The organism is Falsihalocynthiibacter sp. BN13B15 (assembly GCF_041205415.1).
GTDB lineage: Bacteria > Pseudomonadota > Alphaproteobacteria > Rhodobacterales > Rhodobacteraceae > Falsihalocynthiibacter > Falsihalocynthiibacter arcticus.
The window spans coordinates 36047-55339 of the sequence record NZ_JBGFCE010000008.1; the positions used below are offsets into that span (position 1 = coordinate 36047).

19 protein-coding genes and 1 tRNA gene are annotated in these 19293 nt (G+C 55.2%); 13 read left to right on the top strand and 7 right to left on the bottom strand.

Going from position 1 to position 19293, the window contains the following annotated elements; all coding sequences use genetic code 11:
• The first annotated feature begins 132 nt into the window (after positions 1-132).
• Positions 133-2430, top strand: a complete 2298-nt coding sequence (locus AB9F26_RS13910) for a xanthine dehydrogenase family protein molybdopterin-binding subunit (RefSeq protein WP_369768300.1) — start codon at positions 133-135, stop codon at positions 2428-2430.
• Positions 2414-3487, top strand: a complete 1074-nt coding sequence (locus AB9F26_RS13915) for a DUF2235 domain-containing protein (protein ID WP_335584699.1) — start codon at positions 2414-2416, stop codon at positions 3485-3487. Before AB9F26_RS13910 ends, AB9F26_RS13915 begins: the two co-directional genes overlap by 17 nt.
• A 2-nt stretch (positions 3488-3489) precedes the next feature.
• Here the strand turns inward: AB9F26_RS13915 and metF are convergent, their stop codons facing one another.
• Entirely contained in the window at positions 3490-4365 is an 876-nt protein-coding gene (gene metF / locus AB9F26_RS13920; protein WP_369768301.1) for a methylenetetrahydrofolate reductase [NAD(P)H], read from the bottom strand.
• A 94-nt stretch (positions 4366-4459) separates the two neighbouring features.
• Between metF and AB9F26_RS13925 the strand changes: the two genes are divergently transcribed.
• Together AB9F26_RS13925 and AB9F26_RS13930 are read left to right on the top strand one after the other, a co-directional pair.
• Positions 4460-5377, top strand: coding sequence for a LysR family transcriptional regulator (locus AB9F26_RS13925; protein WP_039004631.1), 918 nt, complete (start codon positions 4460-4462; stop codon positions 5375-5377).
• Between the two features lie 74 nt (positions 5378-5451).
• On the top strand, positions 5452-6237 hold the full coding sequence (locus tag AB9F26_RS13930; protein WP_039004632.1) for an inositol monophosphatase family protein: 786 nt from the start codon (positions 5452-5454) through the stop codon (positions 6235-6237).
• 88 nt (positions 6238-6325) lie between these two features.
• Here the strand turns inward: AB9F26_RS13930 and AB9F26_RS13935 are convergent, their stop codons facing one another.
• Entirely contained in the window at positions 6326-7072 is a 747-nt protein-coding gene (locus AB9F26_RS13935; protein ID WP_335584701.1) for a rhomboid family intramembrane serine protease, read from the bottom strand.
• A 37-nt stretch (positions 7073-7109) separates the two neighbouring features.
• Positions 7110-10517 (bottom strand): bifunctional proline dehydrogenase/L-glutamate gamma-semialdehyde dehydrogenase PutA, encoded by a 3408-nt coding sequence (gene putA / locus AB9F26_RS13940; RefSeq protein ID WP_369768302.1) that lies wholly within the window; start codon positions 10515-10517, stop codon positions 7110-7112.
• Between the two features lie 110 nt (positions 10518-10627).
• Here putA and AB9F26_RS13945 point away from each other — a divergent pair, with 110 nt between their 5' ends.
• Positions 10628-11119: an Lrp/AsnC ligand binding domain-containing protein gene (locus AB9F26_RS13945; RefSeq protein WP_082802245.1), complete on the top strand. Its 492-nt coding sequence runs from the start codon at positions 10628-10630 to the stop codon at positions 11117-11119.
• A gap of 74 nt (positions 11120-11193) precedes the next feature.
• Positions 11194-11279 (top strand) — tRNA-Leu (locus AB9F26_RS13950).
• A gap of 14 nt (positions 11280-11293) precedes the next feature.
• Here AB9F26_RS13950 and AB9F26_RS13955 read toward each other — a convergent pair.
• Positions 11294-11950, bottom strand: coding sequence for an ImuA family protein (locus AB9F26_RS13955; protein ID WP_369768303.1), 657 nt, complete (start codon positions 11948-11950; stop codon positions 11294-11296).
• Between the two features lie 101 nt (positions 11951-12051).
• Here AB9F26_RS13955 and AB9F26_RS13960 point away from each other — a divergent pair, with 101 nt between their 5' ends.
• The 3 genes from AB9F26_RS13960 to AB9F26_RS13970 are packed head-to-tail and all read left to right on the top strand — an operon-like array spanning position 12052 to position 14582.
• Positions 12052-13101 (top strand): aldo/keto reductase, encoded by a 1050-nt coding sequence (locus tag AB9F26_RS13960; RefSeq protein WP_335584704.1) that lies wholly within the window; start codon positions 12052-12054, stop codon positions 13099-13101.
• A complete protein-coding gene (locus tag AB9F26_RS13965; protein WP_369768304.1) occupies positions 13102-13644 on the top strand; it encodes a 3-hydroxyacyl-CoA dehydrogenase NAD-binding domain-containing protein in 543 nt (180 codons plus the stop codon).
• A 29-nt stretch (positions 13645-13673) separates the two neighbouring features.
• Positions 13674-14582 (top strand): EamA/RhaT family transporter, encoded by a 909-nt coding sequence (locus tag AB9F26_RS13970; protein ID WP_369768305.1) that lies wholly within the window; start codon positions 13674-13676, stop codon positions 14580-14582.
• On the opposite strand, the gene AB9F26_RS13975 is transcribed toward AB9F26_RS13970, so the two are convergent.
• Positions 14579-15253, bottom strand: a complete 675-nt coding sequence (locus AB9F26_RS13975; protein ID WP_369768306.1) for a DNA mismatch repair protein MutT — start codon at positions 15251-15253, stop codon at positions 14579-14581. The two genes, AB9F26_RS13970 and AB9F26_RS13975, sit on opposite strands and share 4 nt — an antisense overlap.
• An 8-nt stretch (positions 15254-15261) precedes the next feature.
• Positions 15262-15669, bottom strand: a complete 408-nt coding sequence (locus AB9F26_RS13980; protein ID WP_369768307.1) for a DUF983 domain-containing protein — start codon at positions 15667-15669, stop codon at positions 15262-15264.
• A gap of 195 nt (positions 15670-15864) precedes the next feature.
• Here AB9F26_RS13980 and AB9F26_RS13985 point away from each other — a divergent pair, with 195 nt between their 5' ends.
• From AB9F26_RS13985 to AB9F26_RS14000, 4 genes are all read left to right on the top strand, one after another.
• Positions 15865-16359 carry an EF-hand domain-containing protein gene (locus tag AB9F26_RS13985; protein WP_369768308.1) on the top strand — a complete coding sequence of 165 codons (495 nt, stop codon included), beginning with the start codon at positions 15865-15867 and terminating at the stop codon, positions 16357-16359.
• 85 nt (positions 16360-16444) lie between these two features.
• Entirely contained in the window at positions 16445-17029 is a 585-nt protein-coding gene (locus tag AB9F26_RS13990; protein WP_369768309.1) for an RNA polymerase sigma factor, read from the top strand.
• Positions 17022-17384 carry a hypothetical protein gene (locus AB9F26_RS13995; RefSeq protein ID WP_335584711.1) on the top strand — a complete coding sequence of 121 codons (363 nt, stop codon included), beginning with the start codon at positions 17022-17024 and terminating at the stop codon, positions 17382-17384. The genes AB9F26_RS13990 and AB9F26_RS13995 overlap by 8 nt, the downstream gene beginning before the upstream one ends.
• Positions 17385-17423: 39 nt before the next feature.
• The gene (locus AB9F26_RS14000) at positions 17424-17891 is read left to right on the top strand and encodes a periplasmic heavy metal sensor (RefSeq protein WP_369768310.1); all 468 of its coding nucleotides are present in this window, start codon (positions 17424-17426) and stop codon (positions 17889-17891) included.
• Here the strand turns inward: AB9F26_RS14000 and AB9F26_RS14005 are convergent, their stop codons facing one another.
• The gene (locus AB9F26_RS14005) at positions 17892-19268 is read right to left on the bottom strand and encodes a diguanylate cyclase (protein WP_335584713.1); all 1377 of its coding nucleotides are present in this window, start codon (positions 19266-19268) and stop codon (positions 17892-17894) included. It abuts the gene before it with no gap.
• Positions 19269-19293: the final 25 nt, after the last annotated feature.

Below are 19293 nucleotides of genomic sequence, written 5' to 3' on the forward strand. Positions count from 1 at the left end.
AGGATGAACGCCAATTATTGTGCAATATCCGCGTTTTCCCGCGCAGGGTGCCACTTTATCCATGGATTTAGGCCATCGCTCTGGACACTTGGAACATGGGCGCTAAAGATACCCAAAACGCGTGGAGGCACTATGGAAAAGTTTGGAAAAAGTCAGTCTGTGTTACGAACCGAAGATGTTCGGTTTCTAACGGGGCAGGGACGCTATGTGGACGATATCGTTCCGGCGAATGCTCTTTACGGATATGTGTTCCGCTCGTCGGTGGCCCACGCGGACATCGTGAATTTGGATGTGAGTGAGGCCTTGGAGGCGGAGGGCGTTCACGCGGTTTTAACTGCCGCCGATCTAGATGCAATGGGCATGAATATAGGCATGAAGGGCGCGACCGTGAAAAATCGCGACGGCTCCAAAGGGGCCGCGCCCCTGCGGCCGATTTTGGCTAAGGGTCGTGTGCGGTTTGTCGGCGAGGCCATCGCCTTCATCGTCGCCGATACGCTGGCCTTGGCCCGCGACGCCGCTGAACTGATCGAATTTGACTATACCGATCTTCCCGTCTCCGCAGACCCCATCCCAAGTGACGCGCTCATCCACCCCGAAGCTCCTGATAACATTGCCTTTGATTGGTCGATGGGCGATGAGGCCGCCACCCAAGCCGCGTTTGACGCCGCCGCGCATCACATCACAGCCAAGGTGGTCGATAACCGCATTATCGTCAATTCAATGGAGCCGCGCGGCGCGTATGCCGAGTGGGACGGCACCCGTTTGCACGTCGCCATCAATGCACAGGGCGTCTGGGAGCACAAAGATCAAATCGCGCACGCCTTCAAGATGGACCCCGAAGATATCCGCATCACCAACCCCGACGTCGGCGGTGGTTTTGGCATGAAAGCCATGGCCTATCCGGAAAACTTTCTGGTCGCCGCCGCTGCCAAATCCTTGGGCCGTGTCGTGCGCTGGATGGGCGACCGTTCCGAAAGCATGTTGTCGGATAACGCTGGCCGCGACCTGATTTCGACCTGCGAATTGGCCTTCGACGAAAACCACAAAATCCAAGCCTACCGCGTCACCACCGTCAACAACCTCGGTGCCTATAATTCGCAATTCGGACAGCCCATTCAAACCGAGCTTTTTTCCAAGGTTTTGATGGGAACATACGATTGCACCACCACATTCCACGCCGTGAAGGGCATCTATACCAACACCACCCAAACCGACGCCTATCGCGGCGCGGGCCGCCCCGAAGCCATCTTCGCGCTAGAACGTACAATGGACCAAGCCGCCCGCGAATTGGGCGTCGATCCATGGGAATTGCGCCGCAAAAACTTCATCCCCAAAGACGCCTTCCCCTACACGAGCGCCACGGGTGAACTCTATGACGTTGGCGATTTTGACCGCGTCCTCACGCGGGTTGAATCCGAATGTGACGTGGCAGGTTTCGCAGATCGCCGTGCCAAAAGCGAAGCTAGCGGCAAGTTGCGCGGCCTTGGCCTGTGTTTCTACATCGAAAGCATCCTTGGCGACCCTTCGGAGGCGGTAAAAGTTGAGTTCGTTGAGGACGGCACCGCCAAAATCTACGTCGGCACCCAAAGCAACGGCCAAGGGCACGAAACCGTCTACGCCACCTTCCTGTCGGATCAATCGGGTATCCCGATGGAGCTTATCGAAGTGGTTCAAGGCGACAGCGACCGCATAGCCAAGGGCGGCGGCACGGGCGGTTCGCGCTCGGTCACAGTACAAACCCACGTGACCCTCGCGGCCGTGGCCAAAATCGTGGCGCAATTCACCCCCTATTTGGCCGAGAAAATGGGCGTCGACGCTGCGCAAATCTCCTTTGACGATAACCAGTTCCGCGCCGACGCCTCCAACCTTGCCCCGACCATGCTTGAGGTGGCCGAGATGGCGCGGGTCGACGGTCGCACTGATTTACTGACGTTCGAAGCCCGCGCCGAAATACCGGGGCGCTCGTATCCAAACGGCGCCCATGTCGCCGAGGTCGAGATCGATCCTGAAACCGGCAAAACAAGCGTGGTGCGTTATACGGTGACCGATGATTTCGGCAATCTCATCAGCCCGATGTTGGTCGCAGGCCAAGTTCACGGCGGCGTGGCCCAAGGGCTGGGTCAAGTGATCTCGGAACATGTCGTTTACGACGCCGAAGGCCAACTCCTGAGTGCGAGTTTCATGGATTACGGCATGCCCCGCGCCGATGATATGCCCTTCGTGGACTTCACCACCGAGCCAACCCCCTCCACGGCCAACCCGATGGGTATGAAGGGCTGCGGCGAGGCGGGCACCGTCGGAAGCATGGCTGCCGTCGCCAATGCGGTGCAGGACGCACTGCATGCACGTGGTGTAAAACAGGCCGATATGCCCTTCACTCCGTCGCGCGTTTGGGCCCTCCTGCAGGAGGCTCATGACAAGGCTGCGTGATCACTTACTGCGTTGGCTTCGCCTCAAAAAGGAGGTCGAGCAACCGCCGTTAACGCCGCATCGCGGTGCTCAAAATCATGTGATTATCCTTGATGGAACGCTCTCAAGCCTCGACGACGGGCTGCGCTCCAACGCCGGTCTGCTCTATAAACTTCTGTGCAGCCTTCCTGCCCGAGATCGCCCAAACCTGCGGTATGAATCCGGTATCCAATGGCCCGATTGGCGCAGCACACGGGACGTCATCGAAGGGCGCGGCATTAATCGCCAAATCCGCCGCACTTATGGTTTTCTGGCCAGCCGCTATCACACCGAGGATCGCATCTACCTGTTTGGATATTCACGCGGCGCGTTTACCGTGCGCTCCTTGGCGGGGATGATAGAACAAGTCGGCTTGCTCAAACCGCACCACGCCACCGAACGCAACATTCGCCAAGCCTATCGCCTGTATCAAGGCCCCGCCGACACTGACTCAATCCACGCCTTTCGCGCAGCATTTTGCCACCCGCGTATCGAGATTGAAATGGTCGGCGTTTGGGAAACGGTCAAAGCGCTCGGCCTGCCAATACCCTTCCTCTGGCGCCTCACCGATCACCGTCACGCCTTTCACAGCCCCCACCTTGGAACCTCCGTGCGCAATGGGTTTCAGGCTTTGGCGCTTGACGAAACGCGCCAGACCTTTGCGCCCGTCATGTGGGAAAGTTCGCCCTCGTGGACAGGTCATGTGGAGCAAATGTGGTTTCGCGGACACCATGCCGATATCGGTGGGCAATTGGGCGGGTTTGAGGCTGCCCGACCGCTCTCCAACATTCCCCTCGTCTGGATGTTAGAGCAAGCCGAGGCGCTCGGCCTGACGCTCCCAAACGGATGGCGCGCGCAATACCCCTGCGATGTAACCGCGCCTTCGGTCACAACGCAGTACCGCTGGGGGCCGATGTTTGTGTCCCGTTGGAAACGCAAAGTCGGACGTGACCCCTCCGAGAGCATTCATCCGTCGGTGCCCCGCGATCACCCGCAAAAATCTTCGCTCGAGCGGCTACAAAGTGAACCCGCCAGCTAAAGTTATGCGACGTTTTGCAAGACTTTCGACGGTGTAATTCCCAGCGCATGACACACATCACGCGTGCGTTCTGGACGGTTGAGCGTATAGAAATGCAAGTCCTCAACACCGCCGTCAAGCAGGTCCGAACATAGCTCTGTACACAGGCTCGTCGCCAAAAGTTCGCTCCGATCATCGCGCTCCGCCTTCTCAAACGCTTCCGCAACCCAAGTCGGAACCGAGGTGCCACAACGTGCCGCAAAGCGTTGTGCGCCTTTCCAGCTTTGGATCGGCAAAATGCCCGGAATAATCGGCGCATCAATACCCGCTTTTACACAGGCATCGCGGAAGCGAAAAAACGTATCCGCTTCAAAAAAGAACTGGGTGATCGCCGAATGCGCCCCTGCATCAATCTTGCGTTTTAGCCAATCAACATCGGCCTGCGATGAGGGCGAATCGGGGTGCGGTTCAGGATAGGCGCCAACACGCAGCTTGAATTTCCCCGTATCCGCGAGGGCTTCGATCAACTCACATGCATCCGAAAATCCGTCTGGATGCGCCGTAAACGACTCCGCTCCCTTGGGCGCATCACCGCGCAGCGCCACAATTTCCGTCACGCCAGCATCGGAATAGGATTGCGCAATCTGCATGGTTTCTTCGCGGGTTGCGTCCACACAGGTAAGGTGCGCCGCAACATTCAGGCCGTAATTTTTGTGGATCGTGGCGACCGCTTCATGGGTCAAGTCACGTGTCGTGCCCCCTGCGCCATAGGTCACCGATGAAAAGCTAGGCTCAAGAGGGGCCAAGGCGCGCACCGTATCCCAAAGCCGAAAAGAGGCCTCCAAGGATTGCGGTGGGAAAAACTCGAAAGAAATGCGCGGCGTCTGTGTCGTTGTCATTTTGTATCCGTCCTTTTGGCTTGAACCCTTGTCTCACATCTCGCAATGTGAGACAAATTCATAATTCTCAAGATTAATATGAGGCTCATGCATAATGCACCTGGAATTCCGGCACCTGCGAACGATCAAAGCCATTCACGAGGCTGGCGGTTTGGCCCGCGCGGCTGATCTCCTCAATACCACACAATCGGCGCTTTCGCACCAAGTAAAGGGGCTTGAGGATCAGGCGGGGGTGGAGCTTTTCATTCGTCGCACCAAACCGATGAAACTCTCCCCCGCTGGGATGAAACTTCTACGGTTGGCCGAGAAGGTCCTCCCCGAAGTCGCCGCCCTTGAGGCCGAATTCGCAGGGCTGATCTCTGGCAAGTCTGGCCGCTTGCATATCGCAATTGAATGCCACGCCTGTTTTGAGTGGCTCTTTCCCGTGCTCGAAGAGTTTCGCAAGGCTTGGCCCGATGTCGATGTCGATATCCGCCCCGGCTTGGCCTTTGATGCTCTGCCTGCCTTGCAAAAAGAGGGCGTTGATCTGGTCGTCTCCTCAGACCCCGAAACGCTGGAAGGCATTCAATTCTCACCGCTTTTTGACTATGAGCCTGTCTTTGTCGCGGCCGCAAGTCATCCGCTGGCCAAAAAAGAATTCATCGAACCCGAGGATTTGCGCGGCGAGACCCTCATAACCTATCCCGTCGATCGTACCCGTCTGGATGTGTTCACCGAGTTCCTCACACCCGCCAAAATCGAACCCGCCGCCATTCGTCAGGTCGAACTGACGGCCGTCATCCTTTTGCTCGTCGCCTCTAATCGCGGGGTAGCCGTGTTGCCCGATTGGGTCGTGCGCGAAGTGCGCTACAACTCCGATTATGTCACGCGCCCGTTAGGCAAAAAGGGGGCCACAAAACGCCTCTATGCCGCCGTGCGCACCGACGACATCCAAAAACCTTTTATGGCGCATTTTATTCGTTTGGCGCGCACCGAACCCGTGAAGCTCCAACGCTTAAGGGCGACTGTTTAATCTAATAGCGCCTTTTGGCTTGGCAAATCGGCTGTCGCCGCGTATATGCGCGATCTTATCAATGGAGTACCCTCATGATCGGCAGTGCGAATCTTAATATCATGGTGAAAGCCGCCCGTCGGGCTGGTCGCAGCCTGGCAAAAGACTTCCGCGAAGTAGAAAACCTTCAGGTTTCGGTAAAGGGTGCGGGCGACTTCGTCTCCAAAGCCGATATTACCGCCGAAGAAATTCTCAAAGAAGACTTGATGGAAGCGCGCCCGACCTACGGTTGGTTGGCCGAAGAGAGTGCAGAAATCCCCGGAACAGACCCCACACGCCGTTGGATTGTCGATCCGCTTGATGGCACCACAAACTTCCTCCACGGCTTGCCGCATTGGGCCGTTTCGGTTGCTTTGGAGCACAAAGGCGAAATCGTTGCGGGCGTGGTTTTTGACCCCTGCAAGGACGAAACCTTCTTTGCCGAAAAAGGCCAAGGCGCTTGGATGAACGAAGGTCGCATTCGCGCCTCTGGTCGCACACATATGATCGAAACGATTTACGCAACGGGTCTACCTTTTGCTGGTCGCGGCGATTTGCCAGACACGCTTCAAGATCTTGCGCGCATCCTTCCGGCCTGTGCTGGTGTACGTCGCTGGGGCGCGGCTTCCCTCGATCTCGCTTATGTGGCTGCTGGTCGCTATGATGGCTTCTGGGAGCGTCGCCTCAAGCCGTGGGACATGGCCGCTGGCCTCGTGCTCGCGCGCGAAGCGGGTGCCCTCGTGGAACCTCTCGCCAAGGGCGACAACATTATTGAAAGCGGCTCGGTCATCTGTGCCAACGAGCCGATGTTCGAACGCTTTGCCAAGGTCATTCGCGGCTAAAACGGGCTTCAAAAAGGTTTAAAAACTTTAAAAAAGTCCCTCTGCGGTGTTTAAAAATTTTAAAAAAGGGGGCCTTTCGGTTCCCTTTTTATTTGCGCCGTCGCACGCTTGGAATCGAACTCCGCGACACAGGGTATTTCGCTTCGGGATTGGGGGCGTGACCATGGGTGCGTCTCCAAAATCCGGTGCCGCCTTGGCTGAGCCAAAACGGGATCATCATAAGCGCCCCCGCAACGAACCCGCCAGAATGCGCCCAATAGGCAACGCCACTGCTATCAGCGGTCATAATCGCGCTGTTAACGGCCTGAATGCCAAACCAAACCCCCAAAACAATCCACGCGGGCAGCGCGAAAATTCTGAAAAACACAAGGAAAAAGAAGAATACATCCACTTTGGCGCGCGGGAATAACAGTAAATACCCGCCCATCACTGCGGCAATCGCCCCCGAAGCGCCGATCATCGGAGTGAGGGAATTCGGGTCCGAAATCGCATGCCCAAATCCGGCGGCGACCCCGCCAATAAAGTAAAAGACAAGGAACCCAATATGTCCAAGCTGATCTTCGAGATTGTCGCCAAAAATGTATAAAAACAACATGTTACCTGCAAGGTGCATAATGCCGCCATGCAGGAACATTGCTGTCAAAGGCGTATAAAGCCCTTCACCATTCATAACCCACTGTGGCACCAACGCCCAGTGGGCGAGGAACGGATTTATCTCGGATGGGACGCCCAATTTCATGTAGTAGCTGACGAAAATTGCGACATTCAGAAAAATGAGCGCATGGGTCACATACGGTTTGCGGGTCGATGGGTTGTGGTCGCGAATAGGAAGCATTTGGGTAGCTTGCCTATTCGCGAGTTTTGGTCAAGCGCTAGAGGCCTCCCTCTGCCAAAAGGGCCGCATTTCCGCCCGCCGCTGTGGTGTCAACGCACAGATGACGTTCATGCAAAGCATGCGCGATGTCAGGATGCGAGGTGATGAACGGCAGGATCGGCCCTTCACGCTCCGAAAGCGCTTGTACATAAGCACGCGCTTCTGGATCGCTGTGATCTCCCCAATAGATTGCGCCAGAAATCCCTTCTAAATCAGTGAGTTGCTGAGGCGCGAGACGTCCAACAATCGCCGCACCCCCAAGCGCCTGAACGGCGGCTGCTTGGGCATTTTGCGCCGCGACGCTTGGTCCAAGGCACAAAAGGGGCGCTCTGGGAGAGGTCCAAAGGGTGTTTGCTTCGCCCGTTGGTCCCGGAAGAAGACGTTCCGGCAGCGGGAAGATTTCGCCTGTGCCATAGGGGGTCGGCTCGTCGACATAGGGCTCTCTGGGCTCTTGGTCGTCGGGTGCATTTGGCCGCGTAAATCGCGCAAGATAATAGGGCCCGCCCGCCTTGGGGCCTGTGCCGGATAATCCCTCCCCGCCAAAGGGTTGGCTTCCAACGATAGCCCCAATCTGGTTGCGATTCACATAGAGGTTGCCGACGTTGAGCGTGGCTTTGACGACTTCAACGCGGGCATCGATCCGGCTGTGGAGACCGAAGGTAAGCCCGTATCCACTGGCGTTCACATCGGCCAAAACGCGTTCAAAATCTTCGCTGTTGAACGTGGTGTAATGCAAGACGGGGCCAAAAACTTCGCGCGGCATGTCCTTCAAGCCACCAGGCGTTTTAAGCAGAGTTGGCCCGACGAAATGACCGTTTTCAGGGCGTGCAAGTTCCTTCATAACACGCCCATTTGTACGGGCTTCGTCGATGTAGTCCTGAATGCTCTTGCGCGCTACCTCACTGATAACAGGGCCAATATCGGTTGAAATATCAGCAGGGTCGCCGATATTCAACAATTCCATTGCCCCCGCGATCATGGTTTCAAATTCATGTGCAACGTCTGACTGCACATAGACGCAGCGCAGCGCAGAACAGCGTTGGCCCGCGGATTGAAACGCGCTCGCGATCACATCCGAAACGGCCTGTTCCATAAGGGCCGTGCTGTCGACGATCATCGCGTTTATGCCGCCCGTCTCGGCAACCAAGGGAGCGCCGGTCGAGAGATTGTTGGCAATATTCTTGCGGATTCTGTGGGCCGTTCCCGTTGACCCCGTAAAGCAAACGCCATCGACGCGCGGATCGGAAGTTAGGGCTTGGCCAACGGTCGCGCCAGTGCCGGGTAGGAGTTGTAGCGCTGTCTTTGGTACGCCTGCTTTGTGAAACAGCGAGACCGCCAAAGCCGCAATCAGTGGTGTGCTTTCGGCAGGTTTGGCCAGCACGGCATTCCCCGTCGAGAGCGCTGCCACGATTTGGCCCGTAAAGATCGCCAGCGGGAAATTCCAAGGGGAAACACAGGCGAAAATCCCAACAGCCGGTTGCGGGCTGGCTTGGGCTTGAACTGCATAGTACCGAATGAAATCAACGGCTTCACGCAGTTCAGCAAGGCAGTCGGGGAGCGTTTTGCCGGCCTCGCGTGCGAGGATCGCAAAGACCTGTCCGACTTCTTCCTCAAAGAGATCCGCTGCACGATTGAGCACAAGAATGCGCTCGGGGTGCAATGCCTCCCAAGGTTTTGCTTGCGCGAATGCATCCTCAATTTGTTCAGGGGAGGCGTGGTGTACCGTTCCGACGATGTCCGAAAAATCGTTGGGATTCTGCACGTCCTCGCCAGTGGTGAGATCGGTGGCATTTGTGGGGGCGGCGGTGAAGCTTGACTTCATAAAGGGCGCGCGTGCCGCGAGGGTTTTTGCAAGATCGGGTGGATAGTCGAAATCAATACCCGCAGAGTTGCGTCTTTCGGGCTGAAAGAGCGCGTCGCCTGTTGGGAGGGTGCTGGTGGTTTCGAGGGAAAACGGGTCTGCTGCGACTTCGCTTGCAGGCACAGAACTGTCAACGATTTGGTTGACGAAGGAACTGTTTGCACCGTTCTCAAGAAGACGACGCACCAGATAGGCCAGCAGGTCTTTGTGGGTGCCGACGGGGGCGTAAATCCGACAGGCATCGCCATAGGTTTCGCGGACTCTTTCGTGGACGGATTCACCCATGCCATGCAGACGCTGAAACTCGTACCGCGCGCCTTTGGGGGCGATGGTGCGAATGGCGACAATCGTATGTGCGTTGTGGGTTGCGAATTGTGGAAAGATCGTGTCGCCCGCTGCGAAAAGGCGGCGCGCACAAGCAATGTAGGAGATATCGGTCGCGGGTTTTGTTGTGAAAACGGCATAGCCTGTGAGGCCAAGCTCTTGAGCGTGTTTGATCTCGGTGTCCCAATAGGCACCTTTGACGAGGCGGACCATGATCGGGCGGTTATGGGCATTCGAGAGGGCTGCGAGCCAATCGATGACATAGCTTGCCCGCTGCCCATAGGCTTGAACGACAAAGCCAAAACCCGTCCAATCGCCGAGGTCGGGATCGGAGATCAGGGCCTCAGTGATATCGAGCAGAATGTCGAGGCGCGCGGCTTCTTCGGCGTCGATATTAAAGCCCATGTTGCGCTCTTTTGCCATGAGCACCAGCTCTTTGACGCGGGGCAGGAGAATTTCCATAACCTTGGCTTTTTGCGCGGGTTCATAGCGCGCATAGAGGGCCGAAAGTTTGACCGATATGCCAGCCCCAGCTTGTGGGGATTCCTGGTGTCCGATGGTGCGAATGGCGGTAGCGTAGTCGTCGAAATGCTTAAGGGCGTCGTCCTCAGTAAGGGCCGCCTCGCCGAGCATGTCGAAAGAATAGCTGTAGCCTTTGGCCATCATGCCAGAGCCACGCTTGAGGGCGCCTTCGATGGTTTCCCCCAGTACGAATTGCCGCGCCATTTCCTGGACTGCGCGTTTAACTGCGGAACGGATCACGGGTTCGCCCAGACGCTTAACTGCGCTGCGCAACACACCGCCGATGCCGGGAGTGTTGGTTTCAAGAACGCGCCCTGTGAAAAGCAGTGCCCATGTCGAGGCGTTCACGAGGGACGACGCCGCTTGGCCAAGGTGTTTGCCCCAATCGGACGGCGCGATTTTGTCTTCAATCAGCGCGTCCATGGTTGGCGCGTCAGGGACACGTAGCAGGGCTTCAGCGAGGCACATCAGCGCCACACCTTCTTCGGTGGAAAGACCATATTCCGAAAGGAAGTTCTCGATAATGCTCGGCTTGGAGCCTTCGCGGATGGCCACAACGAGGGCTGCGGCTTCTTCACTGATTTGCGCGCGCACCGATGCGTCAAGGTCGGCGATGTCCCGAAGACGGGAAATGGCTTGTTCTTGATCCATATAAGTGGCTTGAGTGATTCGTGAGCGAAGGTCTGAGATTGTTTCCATATAGAAGCCTTTCTTCTAGACTTGAGGTGACTGACAATTTCCTTGGTGTAGCTGAGAAAATAAGGTACTTTTTCCTGTAATTCGAGATTTAATAGGCTAGGAGACTTATTTTGGCGGTAATTTTAGGCGATCTGGATAGTTTTGACTCGTTGATCCTTCGGCTCTTGTCGCGCAACGGTCGCTTGAGCGTGACAGACTTGGCGCGAGAGATCGGTTTATCCAAGACCCCGACGCAGGTGCGTCTTAAACGCCTTGAGGTCGAGGGCTATATTACGGGCTATCAGGCGATCATTGATCCTATTCGACTTGGGCGCGATCACGTGGCGTTTGTCGAGGTGCGCCTGACGGATACGCGTGAATCTGCGCTGAAGATGTTCAACTTGGCTGCCCAGAAAGTGTCTGAAATTGAAGAATGCCACATGCTTGCGAGTCAGTTCGACTATCTCTTGAAGGTACGAACCCAAAACATGCAGGACTTTCGAAAAGTTTTGGGCGAGGATATTTCGGCACTCCCTTTTGTTGCCCACACCAGCACCCATGTTGCCATGGAAACGGTGAAAGAGGGCGGGCAATGGAGCAGCGAAATTAACGCGGTTTTTTGATCCCGATTTTTTGCCGAATTTCGTCTGTGTGGCCTTTACCTTTTTCCCCCAATCGCTATGGTCTCCACACCTTGGCCTGCGTGGTGGAATGGTAGACACAAGAGACTTAAAATCTCTGGGCCGAAAGGCCGTGCCGGTTCGAGCCCGGCCGCGGGTACCAAGGTGATTTTCTCCTTACTTAACGGCCTTGGCTTGGGCGCGCTGCTCTGGGTTTTGTGTGGAGTCCGCTTTGAGAAGAGCAGGGGTAAGGTGAAAACGCTCCTGATCTGGGGTGATGTGCCACGCTTTTGGCGCGAGGGAGCGGGAGCGGCGCCGTTCTAGGTGCCATGCGGGGGCGTCGGCCTTGTAATCCTGCGCCATATGCCAGCGCGTTTCGCATCCCTGCGCCCCGCCATCTGCTGGCGTTAGCAAAAGGGCAATCGGCCTCTCGCGGCCTTCCCGCGTACCGGTTTCCGCCGCAAGATGCAGGCGACGCACCGAGGTAAGGCTGGGAAATCCCGGAATATCGGCGACCACAAGCGGCACGATCCCCGCCCGCAGAACCTCTTCGACGCTCCAAAGCAAATCCTCGGCCCGATTTGGCGTCACGAAAATCAGGCGCGACGGATCAATGATCCGACAGACGCCATCGGGATTGAGCTGGTCGGGGATCCAGCCGGGATGAATCCAGAAAATAGGCCCCTGTGTTTCTTGAGCGACCATCAAGGCAAGGCTGTGACGGGCGTTTCCACAGAACTCATGGGCGCGGGAGGGGGCCAGAGTGAGTTCCTTTAGAAAAGTGATGTCGCGACTCGGACTCGGCCGCGCGCGGGTGATAAGGGGGCTGGACATGGTCCAAAAGTAACACGTTCCCATTTTGTTCTCAATCTATTTTCCCCTTGCCATAGGCGCGTCTACCCCTAAGTTGGCGGCACTATAAAAAGGATCGGGTTATGAAAAAAATCAAATTGGGCCGCAGCTCTCTCGAAGTCACACAACTTTGTTTGGGAACAATGACTTGGGGAAGCCGAAACACCGAAGCCGAGGGGCATGCTCAGATTGATTTCGCTGCCGAACGCGGCATCAACTTCATGGACACCGCCGAAATGTATCCGGTGACGCCAGTTGCGAAAGAGACCGTCGGCAACACAGAGACTATCGTTGGAAACTGGATTGCCAAGAACCAAGCGCGCCGCGCCGATTGGGTGATCGCGACGAAAGTCAGCGGGTTTAACGAACGGTTTGTGCGCGAAGGGCAGCCCCTTACGGGCGAAACAATGCGCGCCGCGCTCGAAGGCTCTCTTGCGCGCCTCAAAACCGATTACGTCGACCTTTATCAAATCCATTGGCCCAATCGCGGGTCCTATCACTTCCGCCAGTATTGGGAATTTGACCCGTCTTCTCAGGATCGCGCGAAAACCATGGATCACATGGCCGACATCCTCCAGACGTTGGCCGCCCTTCAGAAAGAAGGCAAAATCCGCGAGTTTGGGCTTTCAAACGAAAGCGCATGGGGCACGTCCCAGTGGTTGCGCCTTGCCGACGAACTTGGCGCGCCACGCGTCCAAACAGTGCAGAACGAATACTCCTTGCTGTGCCGTGTGTTTGATACCGATTTTTCAGAGCTTTCCTGCAACGAGGATGTCACCCTTCTAGCTTACTCCCCGTTGGCTGCGAGCCTTTTGACCGGTAAATATGAAGGTGGAACTGTATTCCCTGAGCGGTCGCGCCGCACGCTTGAGGAGACACTTGGCGGACGCGTGACCCCGCGCGTATGGCCCGCCATTGATGCGTATCATGCGATTGCAAAAAAGCATGGGATCGACCCTGTACAAATGGCGATTGCATGGACAATGACACGCCCCTTCCTGACGTCGCCAATCTTCGGCGCAACCTCGGTTGAACAATTGGAAAACTCGCTTAAAGCGGATTCACTTACCTTAAGCGCAGAGGTATTGGCCGACATCAATCAGGCTTACCGCAGCCATCCGATGCCGTATTAGATGAGTGGCGACGAGGAAAAAACCGTAGCCATAATTGGCTGCGGGACCGTGGGGCGGAATTGGGCGTTGCTCTTTCTGCGGGCGGGATGGCGCGTTCGGGTTTTTGATCCTGACCCGCTGGCGGAAGAGAAAATGCGCCGTCTTTTTCAGCAGGCCCAAACGGAGATTTCGGCGTTTGAGAAGGTTCAAGATACAGCGCTAAGCTTCCACAAGGGCCTCTCTGAAGTCGTACAAGGGGCTGTCTGGATTCAAGAATCTGCACCTGACAGATTAGACTTAAAACGCCAGATATATCACATCGTTCAGGCGCATTCGCAGCCCAGTGCCTTGATTGCGTCGTCCTCCGAGACGCTGACTTCGGCCGATATTCAAGCCAGTGCAACCCGCGCAAAATACATGCTGGTTATTCGTCCTTTGAGCGCGGGATTTACGACCGAGAAAGTGGGTGTTCTGGAAGGCCCATTAAGTCCGCTAGAGCTACTTGCTCAACTCTCTGAGTTTTTAAAAACGCTTGGCTTGGACCCTCGAATCATTCTCGCTTAAAGCGCCAATTATTCCTAAAGGAATTGCCCGTGGAACTTTGGATTCCCATCACGATTGCTGCTGCATTTGCACAGAACTTGCGGTTCATGCTGCAAAAGCACCTCAAGTCGACCCAGCTTTCTACCGGAGGCGCAACCTTCGCGCGGTTCCTTTATTCCGCGCCATTGGTGGCGCTTTTGCTTGCGGCCTACCTGCATTTCAGTGGGACACCCATTCCGCAAGTGAATGCGCGATTTTGGGTCATGGCTCTGTCTGGTGGACTCGCGCAAATCTTGGCAACAATGTGTGTGGTCGCATTGTTTTCCCACCGTAGTTTTGCCGTCGGCATTACCTTCAAGAAAACCGAAGTTCTGCAAACGGCACTGTTGAGTTTTGTCGTCCTTGGAGAAAAAATTTCGGCGTGGGGTTTGGGAGCAATTTTAGTTGGCTTTGTGGGGATCGTACTCCTTGCCGACAATCGGGGAATGGGCGCAACTGGCTGGAAAGCAAGACTTTTCAATCGGGCAGCGGGGCTTGGATTGTTGTCGGGCGTCCTCTTTGCAATCTCCGCTACGGGGTATCGGGGCGCGTCATTGTCGCTTGGGCTAGACGTGCCATTTTTTGCGCGGGCGTGCTTTACTTTGGCGATTGTGACGGCCAGTCAAACGGTTGCGATGGGGATTTGGCTTTTGATGCGGGAACGTGGAGAAATGACACGTGTGGTTGCCAGCTGGCGGGTTGCAGGCCTTGTTGGCATCACATCCATGATCGGATCGCTGGGGTGGTTCACAGCTTTTACGCTGCAAAACGCGGCCTATGTGAAGGCTTTGGGGCAGGTCGAATTGCTGTTTAGCTTCCTTGCAAGCACGTTGTTTTTTCACGAAAAGACGACCGCGCGGGAACGTATTGCGATGCTCTTCCTGACAGGATCTATCTTGCTTCTTGTGGTTCTCGCCTAGGAGTTGAGCCGCAGGAACAGGTTTTCTTCGTCGTTATTCTTGAAAAAGGGCACTGATTTTGGCGGTAATCCGTCGCGTAGAACTTGGGAAACTTCGGCGAGGACAACTTCGGTAATAAAGGGAAGGTCCAGCTCCTTGGCGTTGGAAATTGCAATCCAATGCAGATGGGAAAGCTCGTCCGAAGCTGCCGAAAAATCGCTTGGATCGCCATGAACATGATGTGCGTCGACGAGGAAAAACCGTGCGTCAAATCTGCGGGGGCGTCCGGGGGGCGTAATGGCGCGGAAAACAAAGGACAGACCTTCCGCGGAGGGGATAAATCCGCGCGCAGCAAAATCTGCCCAATCAGGAGGGATATCGCCAGCCCATTGGCCTTCGCGACCAAGGATCAGTCCAGTTTCTTCCCAAAGTTCCCGAATTCCAGCGACCAAAAGAGCGTGGGATAGGTTGCGAGGACTGCCTTCTTGCAAGCGCTCCAAGCATTTCCCACCAACCGTGGCGCACAACGGAATGTCGTGATCGCCTTGGTCAACCGCGCCCCCGGGGAACACGTATTTATTGGGCATGAATGCCGCATTTTCGCCGCGCTGCCCCATAAGAACATGCGGAACGCCGTCGATGTCGCGGTGCAAAATCGTTGTTGCCGCGTTGCGAAGGGCTGATTTATCCAAATTACCTCCTAGGAGGCGGACTTACGCACCGGAGGGGCTATTCCAAATCCGTGCATCCGCTTTGCCCATTGTAGCGCCACAAATGCGCCCTTGAATCTAGGCAGAAGATAGAGCGAAAGCCCGACACAGCCAACCGTAAAAGCCGTCGCTAAGAGAAGGGGATCGGGCTGATAGCGGACAAAAACCATCAAGAGTGTTGGGGCCATAAGGTGCCCGACCACGAGGATCGTGAGATAGGCTGGGCCGTCGTCTGCGCGTTGATGATGCAATTCCTCACTGCAAACCGAACAATGTGGGCGCACTTTAAGATAGCTCACAAGCATAGGGCCGGACCCGCAGTTAGGGCAGCGGCGGCGCCATCCACGTTTTAAGGCTTGTTTAAGGGGGCGTTCAATTTGGGTTTGGGGCATGCTCATCACTTGATCCTATTCGTCGCGTAAACTTAGGTAACGGCGAAAGCCCTTTTTTCACAGGGGTAAATTGGAATTGCGTCGGGATGTCGCAAATTTTTCGTCTAATTGCGACGGAAAGCTTTGGGTGGCGCGTTTATTACTCAGAACATAGGCAGAAAGCACTGCTTGTGAGGTTTGAACTACAAAGGATAAATAAAGATGAAACGCACTACATTGATCGCAGGTTTGACAGCAGTTTCCATCGGCGCAGCCGCGTTGAGCACGGGGGCCTTCGCGGATGAAAAAGGCGGCAAGGGACGCCATAATGGCCCGCGCTTTAACTTCGAAGAAGTTGATTTGAACTCCGATGGTAAAATCACAGCCGAAGAAATGCAGGCCCATCAAGCAGCACGTTTCGCCGCTGTGGACACAAATGGTGACGGTAAACTTTCCGTAGAAGAGCTCAGCAGTCATTCTGAAGAAGGCCGGATGGAACGTGCTGAAAAGCGTCTCGAGAAGATGATGGAAAGAATGGATACGGATGCTGATGGCGCATTGAGTGCGATCGAAATGGCGCCAAAAGATGCGGATAAAATGTTTGAACGTCTCGACACGGACGGCGATGGTGCCGTGAGCAAAGAAGAGATGGATACCCGCAAAGGCGGCCATGGCAAAAAAGGTGGCCATGGTAAAAAAGACAAAAGCTCAAATTAGGGCGCGTTAAGACTGTCCGAAGGGTTACGGTCCTTCGGACGACCAATCAGTTGCCAGATGATTTGAAACGAGTTACGCCCTGAGAATGTCCATGCCGCTAGATGCTCTTTCAGATGTTGCCGATGACGCCCTTTTGGTGCTGTTCGCCAACGGTGATCGGGGGGCGGCGCAGGCTTTGACGTTGCGATTGACGCCCCGTGCGTTGGGATTTGCCGCACGTATGCTTGGGGATCGGGCGGAAGCCGAAGATGTTACACAAGAAGCCATGCTGCGCCTGTGGAAAATTGCTCCAGATTGGCGGCAGGGCGAGGCGCAAGTCTCAACTTGGCTGTATCGCGTGGTTCGAAATTTATGCACGGACCGATTGCGTAAAAAACGCGGTGTGGGGCTAGATGAAATCGCAGAACCATTTGACGACTCTCCATCTGCGGTTGAGGTTATGCTAAATGAGGGTCGGGCCGCCGCGTTGAGACAAGCGCTTGGTGCCCTGCCTGAGCGGCAACGTGAAGCCGTTATTTTACGGCACATTGATGGGCTTTCAAACCCAGAGATTGCGGAAATACTTGAAATTACCACCGAGGCCGTCGAAAGCTTGACGGCACGGGGCAAACGTTCGCTTACGACCATGTTGGCGGGAAAACGCAACGAGTTGGGATATACAGATGAGTGATCATAGAACCGATCCGTTCGACCTTGATAGCTTTTTTGAGGCCGAGAAAAAGGATACGTCAGAGCCGTCCGCAGAATTTTTGGCGAACGTTTTGGCGGATGCGACTCTTGTGCAAAATCAGCTTGGTTCAGCAAACAAGGCACCAAAGACATCTGTTGGTTTTTGGCGAACACTCAATGCGGTTCTTGGCGGTTGGCCAACGTTTGCAGGACTGGCAACGGCGACCATCGCGGGTGTTTGGATCGGGGTTAGCCCTCCGCAAGGCCTTGATACTTTGACCGATTCAGTCTTGGGCAACAGTTTTGATTATTCGGACTACCTCCCTAGCTTTGACAGCGTTTTGACGGAAGGATAGATCATGATCAAAAACCCGCCCCCCTCCCAAACCTCCCGCTTGGCGCGTGGAGTTCTTATCGGCTCACTGGCGCTTAATTTTCTAATTATTGGTGGCGCAATTGGGTTTATTCTCACGGCAGACAAGCATCGCCAGCCTTTGCCCTCCTCCTTTTCGATTGGGCCGTTTACGCAAGCATTAGAGGACGTTCAACGCCAAAGAATCAGGGAAAACCTCAAAGAAAACATGGAGGTGCGGCGTAAAAATGACTGGCGGGAAAGCCGGAGGGCGTTTGCCGCATTTTTAGCGTCTTTGCAGCAGGAACCGTTCGAGCGCGCAAAGGTTGTAGATGCTTTGAATGCGATGGAAATGCAGAGCAAAACGCGGCGCATGGAGGGTACAAATGCGTACTTAGATGCCCTTGAAACGATGACCCCGCAAGAACGTTCTACCTATGTCGAAAGGTTGGAACGGGAAGTAAAGAAACATCGCTCCAGACCTAAAAAAACCTCCCCCGAGCAGAAGTAATCAAGCTGCGCTTAAATTAACCGTCACCTGATTGCGCCCGTCGGACTTTGCCGTAAACAAGGCACGATCAGCTCGGGCAAGGAGTTCAGTCAAGTTGTGACTTTTTCCATCCCCCATTGCGACGCCAATGCTTAAAGTTACGCTCAATGATTTTGGGACGGCCCCGATTGTGATTTCAGTCTGTTCCACGGCATGTCGCAAGCGTTCGGCGGCAATCCGCGCCACACTTAAGGACGTGTCGGGCATTGCGATCAGGAACTCCTCGCCTCCAATACGAGCCAAAAGATCAACACCTCGTAAATTTTCACGTATGCGTTTTGCAACTTCGATGAGGACCTCGTCGCCCGCGGCATGGCCAAAGCTATCGTTTACGCTTTTAAAGCGGTCCAAATCTAGGATCATGACTGCGAAGCTTCGTTTCGTTTGGTAGGCGCGCTCAACGATATGTCCCAAATGGGGCAGGGCATAACGGCGGTTATAAAGGCCCGTAAGGGGATCGATCACCGCCATCCGCAAGCCATCCTGAACTGTTTCGCGCAGGCGGTCCGACTGTCGTTTGCGTTTGATTTGGGTTTTGACTCGAAGAGCGAGCTCCTCAGGGTCGAAATCGTCACTGATCAGGTCGCTCGCGCCCAGATCAAGCGCGACAACCGCTTGCGAGTGAGACGGTTGTTTTAACACCATTAAAACAGGGGTATAGCGCGTTTCCGTTCGACTCTTGAGTTCGGACAAAAGTCGCAGTCCTTCGTCAGGATGATCAAGGTCGCCTGCGATGATAAACATGTCCGGCATTGGACCATTATAGAGCGACTGTAAAGCTTCGTTCCGCGAGAGAATAGTGATCCGGTCACTGACTTTGGACTCAAGCAGGGAGCGCCATCGAAGGGCGGTTTCTTTGTGCGCCGCAATTAAAGCGACGTTTCCGGGCATTTCGAAACTCGCCTGCGCTTCTGCAAAACCCAACTCCCTGCAAGTTGACGCACGCAATCGCAATTCATCCGCTGTGCCACAAGCACGGAGTAAACTGCGGACGCGTGCCAAAAGAGTGAGTTCGTCGAGAGGCTTAAAGAGGATATCGTCTGCCCCTGCTTTGAGGGCGCGTAATTTGGAGGTCGTATCAGACGATGAGGTGATCATAATAACGGGTATATGTTCGGTAATCGGGTCCGCGCGCAGCGCTTCACATACTGAGATTCCGTCCATTTCGGGCATTTGCGCGTCGAGGATGATCAGGTCCGGATGCTCAGATCGCGCCGCTTCAAGTGCTTGTTGGCCGCTGGCCGCTTGGATCACGTCATAAAATGCCGAAGATAGTTTTACCTTCAGGACAATTCTATTTGTCGCAACGTTGTCCGCTATAAGGATCCGTCCGGCCATGTTTCCTCACAGATTTAACTCAAAT

Bases quoted from the DNA above. Each gene is read 5' to 3' on its own strand.
- AB9F26_RS13955 (WP_369768303.1), bottom strand. From the start codon at position 11,950: ATGTCCAGCCCCCTTATCACCCGCGCGCGGCCGAGTCCGAGTCGCGAC.
- AB9F26_RS13960 (WP_335584704.1), top strand. From the start codon at position 12,052: ATGAAAAAAATCAAATTGGGCCGCAGCTCTCTCGAAGTCACACAACTT.
- AB9F26_RS13910 (WP_369768300.1), top strand. From the start codon at position 133: ATGGAAAAGTTTGGAAAAAGTCAGTCTGTGTTACGAACCGAAGATGTT.
- AB9F26_RS13995 (WP_335584711.1), top strand. From the start codon at position 17,022: ATGAGTGATCATAGAACCGATCCGTTCGACCTTGATAGCTTTTTTGAG.
- AB9F26_RS13985 (WP_369768308.1), top strand. From the start codon at position 15,865: ATGAAACGCACTACATTGATCGCAGGTTTGACAGCAGTTTCCATCGGC.
- AB9F26_RS14005 (WP_335584713.1), bottom strand. From the start codon at position 19,268: ATGGCCGGACGGATCCTTATAGCGGACAACGTTGCGACAAATAGAATT.
- AB9F26_RS13965 (WP_369768304.1), top strand. From the start codon at position 13,102: ATGAGTGGCGACGAGGAAAAAACCGTAGCCATAATTGGCTGCGGGACC.
- AB9F26_RS13915 (WP_335584699.1), top strand. From the start codon at position 2,414: ATGACAAGGCTGCGTGATCACTTACTGCGTTGGCTTCGCCTCAAAAAG.
- AB9F26_RS13930 (WP_039004632.1), top strand. From the start codon at position 5,452: ATGATCGGCAGTGCGAATCTTAATATCATGGTGAAAGCCGCCCGTCGG.
- AB9F26_RS13990 (WP_369768309.1), top strand. From the start codon at position 16,445: ATGTCCATGCCGCTAGATGCTCTTTCAGATGTTGCCGATGACGCCCTT.
- AB9F26_RS13935 (WP_335584701.1), bottom strand. From the start codon at position 7,072: ATGCTTCCTATTCGCGACCACAACCCATCGACCCGCAAACCGTATGTG.
- AB9F26_RS13925 (WP_039004631.1), top strand. From the start codon at position 4,460: ATGCACCTGGAATTCCGGCACCTGCGAACGATCAAAGCCATTCACGAG.
- putA (WP_369768302.1), bottom strand. From the start codon at position 10,517: ATGGAAACAATCTCAGACCTTCGCTCACGAATCACTCAAGCCACTTAT.
- metF (WP_369768301.1), bottom strand. From the start codon at position 4,365: ATGACAACGACACAGACGCCGCGCATTTCTTTCGAGTTTTTCCCACCG.
- AB9F26_RS13980 (WP_369768307.1), bottom strand. From the start codon at position 15,669: ATGAGCATGCCCCAAACCCAAATTGAACGCCCCCTTAAACAAGCCTTA.